Origin of the sequence: Streptomyces kurssanovii, assembly GCF_040677245.1 — a bacterium.
Lineage (GTDB): Bacteria > Actinomycetota > Actinomycetes > Streptomycetales > Streptomycetaceae > Streptomyces > Streptomyces kurssanovii.
In genome coordinates, this window is record NZ_JBFAQK010000123.1 from 1 (window position 1) to 2,035 (window position 2,035).

Sequence of the window (2,035 nt, forward strand, 5' to 3'; positions counted from 1 at the left end):
CGGGGGCCGGGGGCGGGCCTCACCACTACCGGCGCCCCCCCCCGCTTCTTCCAACCCCTCGGCGTGTGCCCAGGGATATTCGTGAAGCTGGAAGGCAGGGCATCAAGACATGCGACAGGTCACGCGCAAAGGCCTGATCACCGTTGCCGCCGCGGGAGGCGTACTCGCCCTCGGTGGCGGTTACGCCCAGGCGGACTCCGGGGCGCACGGAGATGCGTCGAACTCGCCGGGCGTGCTGTCCGGCAACTCGGTCCAGGCTCCGGTGCACGTGCCCGTGAACGCCTGCGGCAACACCGTGGACGTCGTCGGGCTGCTCAACCCCACGTTCGGCAACGAATGCGCCAACGTCTCCCGGTCGGGCCACAACGGTGGCGGTGGCTCCGGAGCGGACGGCAGCGTCAGCAACTCGCCCGGCGTCGGCTCGGGCAACCAGGTCCAGGCGCCGATCGACGTGCCCGTCAACGCCTGCGGCAACAGCATCAACGTCGGTGGTCTGCTCAACCCGTCGTTCGGCAACGACTGCACCAACGACTCGGGCGGCACCCCGCCCGGTGGTCCGGAGGAGCCGGGCACCCCGGAGGAGCCGGGCACTCCGGAGGAGCCCGGTAACCCGGAGGAGCCCAACAAGCCGCAGACTCCGGAAACCCCCGAGACGCCGGCCGAGCCGAATACGCCCGGTCCCCAGAGCGTCACGCCCGGTGGCAGCGACGGTGAGCTCGCGGAGACCGGCATGGACGCGCTGGACGTCCTGGCACCGGCGGGCGTCGGCCTGCTGCTCGCCGGAGCGGTGCTCTACCGCAGGGCCCGCGCGGCCGCGTAGGCCCCCGCCGGGGCCACGTCGGTCACGGGCACGGCTACGACCCTGTCCCGTACTGCGGTACGTCGAGGAGCGGGTCCCGCGATCGCGGGCCCGCTCCTTTCCTGTACCTGCTCCTGTACCTGCTCGCGATCACCAGGTGGCGCGTACCTGGCGGATGATGCGCCGGCGCAGCCGCACTCTGCGGCTGCCGTCCCGGTGCAGGCTCAATCGGTCCAACTCCCAGTGTCCGTACTCGGCATGGTCGGTCAGCAGACGGGTCGCTTCCTTGCGGGAGACCCCGCGCGGCACGTACACGTCGACAAATTCGTATTCCGGCATCGCATCTATTGTGCGGGCACCGCCCCGGTACGGATAGCGTCTGCACTATGTCTGATGCTGCGCAGCCCACCGCTGCCGAGGTACGTGCCGCCGCCGAGGCGGTCAAAGCCGCACTGGACCGTCACCTCGAGGCGGTCGAGAACCGCACGGGAGACGACGACCCGGCCGTCTACGACGCGTTCAACGCGCTCGCCGCGGCGGCGGAGGCGTACGACGAGCGGCTCTACGACCGGTACGACGAGGTCACCCCCTTCGAGATCCCCGGCGCGGACGACTCGCTGCCGCCGTACGCGGGCCCGGAGGAGCCGAACGCGCTGAGCGTGCTGATCCGCCGTGACTACGCGGTGGTGGAGCCGCAGCGGCTGCTCGCCCAGGCGCAGCGCATCGCGGACGTCGATCCGGAGGAAGTGGGCGCGGCCGGCGCCCCGGTCGTCGGTACGAGTGTGCACGCGGCCCTCGGCGTGCTCTTCGGCGAGTACGAACCGGACGAAATCGCGTCCCGGCACAAGGAGTTCGGTCTGGAGGAGGGCGACTCCACGCTGTGGGTGGCCGCCGCGGACGAGCTTCCCGAGCCCGGCGAGTGGCTGAGCGTCCCCTTCGACCAGGCCGACCCGGAGCGGGTCGTCTGCCGCTTCGACGTCAGCGCCGTCTTCGACGAGGACGAGCTGCGCGAGGAGCCCCTGGACCTGGACGACGAGGACTGACCGCCCGCATCCGTCCGTGACGGCACACAGCCGGCACCTGGCCGTGACGGTCCGCACCTGTCAGTGACCGCCCGTCGGCGGCGCTCGCCGCCGGACGGATCCGGCCGTTCCAGCCGTTTCACCGGGCACGGCCCGGTCCGGCCCCCGGCTCGTAGAAGAGGCCCGCCCGGTTCTCAGCACCCTGGGACCGGCG

Annotated in this window: 3 protein-coding genes; 2 read left to right on the top strand and 1 reads right to left on the bottom strand. The window is 71.6% G+C overall.

Features of this window, described 5'->3' with window-relative positions; translation table 11 throughout:
- The first annotated feature begins 109 nt into the window (after positions 1-109).
- Entirely contained in the window at positions 110-820 is a 711-nt protein-coding gene (locus AB0K36_RS34620; RefSeq protein WP_364601812.1) for a chaplin, read from the top strand.
- Positions 821-949: 129 nt separating this feature from the next.
- Here AB0K36_RS34620 and AB0K36_RS34625 read toward each other — a convergent pair whose 3' ends face one another.
- Entirely contained in the window at positions 950-1,138 is a 189-nt protein-coding gene (locus AB0K36_RS34625) for a DUF5703 family protein (protein WP_005319466.1), read from the bottom strand.
- A gap of 47 nt (positions 1,139-1,185) precedes the next feature.
- On the opposite strand from AB0K36_RS34625, the gene AB0K36_RS34630 reads away from it, so the two are divergent.
- Positions 1,186-1,842: a hypothetical protein gene (locus AB0K36_RS34630; protein ID WP_364601816.1), complete on the top strand. Its 657-nt coding sequence runs from the start codon at positions 1,186-1,188 to the stop codon at positions 1,840-1,842.
- Positions 1,843-2,035: the final 193 nt, after the last annotated feature.

Excerpts from the sequence above, each read along its gene's own strand:
- AB0K36_RS34630 (WP_364601816.1), top strand. The coding sequence starts at position 1,186 with ATGTCTGATGCTGCGCAGCCCACCGCTGCCGAGGTACGTGCCGCCGCC.
- AB0K36_RS34625 (WP_005319466.1), bottom strand. The coding sequence starts at position 1,138 with ATGCCGGAATACGAATTTGTCGACGTGTACGTGCCGCGCGGGGTCTCC.
- AB0K36_RS34620 (WP_364601812.1), top strand. The coding sequence starts at position 110 with ATGCGACAGGTCACGCGCAAAGGCCTGATCACCGTTGCCGCCGCGGGA.